This is a genomic window from Flavobacterium sp. ACAM 123 (assembly GCF_000264055.1).
Taxonomy (GTDB): Bacteria; Bacteroidota; Bacteroidia; order Flavobacteriales; family Flavobacteriaceae; genus Flavobacterium.
Genome location: NZ_AJXL01000216.1, coordinates 1 through 1,616, shown reverse-complemented (window position 1 = coordinate 1,616; position 1,616 = coordinate 1). Strand labels below are relative to the sequence as shown.

The following is a 1,616-nucleotide window of genomic DNA, read 5'->3' as shown; positions in this document are numbered from 1 at the left end:
TTAGGGTCTGCTGAAAAACTCATACTAATTTGTATTTCAATTAGATATAGTTATATTTGACAAACTAAGTGCAAGGAATTATGCGAAAGAGTCCAAAAAAGTGTGCACCAACACCTAAATTTATCAGTCAAAACCAGTTAGTTTTTGAAGGATTTGAGTCCCCTTTCGAAAAGAAATTGAATCCCGAAAACCGCTGGGTTATTTTAGCAAAGCTAATCCCTTGGGATGAGATTTGCAATATTTATCTTAAGGCGGTTCCAAAAAGCACAACTGGTCGACCAGGTTTAAATCCGAGGATAGTTTTAGGTTCAATTATCATCAAGCATTTGTGTGATATTGACGACCGCGAAACAGTTGCACAAATTTCAGAAAATATCTACATGCAGCATTTCTTGGGTTATTCTAGTTTTTCAGACGAACCTCCATTTGATGCCTCTCTATTTGTAACATTCCGAAAGCATTTAAGTTTAGATGTTGTCAATACAATTACAGAGAAAATTATTGCTATAAAAACTAAACTTGAACAGCATAAGAGTACACCTAAGGACGATTCTGACCCTGCTTTGAGTCAGGTAAATCCTAATAGAGGAACGGTATTGATGGATGCTACGGCATGTCCTCAAAACATTGCCTATCCAACTGATTTGAATTTGCTCAATGATGCCCGTGAAAAGTCAGAGATGCTCATCGATATTTTGTACACGAAAGAACTCCACGCAAAAAAACCGCGAACCTATAGGGAAAATGCAAGGACAGATTATCTTCATACGGCTCAAAAAAAGAGTAAAACCAGTAAGATAGTTCGTAAAGGTGTAGGGCAACAACTTCGCTATTTGAAACGAAATATTGGATATATTGACAAGTTATTAGACAAGTTTACTGGTATTCCTCTCAAAGAAAAAGAGTTAAAGTACTTGTATGTAATTCAGACGCTTTATGCTCAGCAGCAGGAGATGTTTCGAGAAAAAAAGAAATCAGTTCAACACAGAATTGTTAGTATTCACCAGCCTCACGTAAGACCAATCGTAAGAGGAAAGAGCCAAGCTAAAGTAGAATTTGGATCAAAGATACATTGTTCATTAATTGATGGAATCACTTTTTTAGACGAACTCAGTTGGGATGCTTTTAATGAGGGAAGTCACTTAATGGATTATGTGGAGCAGTATAAAAAGAGATTTGGATGCTACCCAAAAGACCTTTTAGTGGATAAAATATATAGCACCAGAGCGAATCGAAAAAGCTTAAAAGAGAAAGGGATAAACCTGATTGGAAAGCCGTTGGGACGACCCTCACTGGCAGCGCAAATCGTCTTAAGTCCAGGAGAAAGAAATCCTATAGAAGGTAAATTTGGTCAAGCAAAGACTGGATATGGTTTAAACTGTATCAAGGCTAGGTTACAAGACACAAGTGAATCTTGGATTGCCAGCATCTTTTTAGTGCTCAACCTAGTCAAATTGGCTGGGGTGGCACTCTATGGACTGATGGTTCTTATATTTAATTGTTTGTCGGGATTTATACTGCAAAAAAATAGGCAAAACGAAAATAGGTGTGATTTAAACGAAAATCACACCTATAAGCAATGTCTTTTATGAAAATTAAGAATAAACGTGTTCCTG

1 protein-coding gene is annotated in these 1,616 nt (G+C 36.8%); it reads left to right on the top strand.

What is annotated here, in order from left to right; translation table 11 throughout:
• The first annotated feature begins 80 nt into the window (after positions 1-80).
• Positions 81-1,592 carry an IS5 family transposase gene (locus tag A3SG_RS0118295; protein ID WP_035664756.1) on the top strand — a complete coding sequence of 504 codons (1,512 nt, stop codon included), beginning with the start codon at positions 81-83 and terminating at the stop codon, positions 1,590-1,592.
• Positions 1,593-1,616 lie beyond the last annotated feature (24 nt).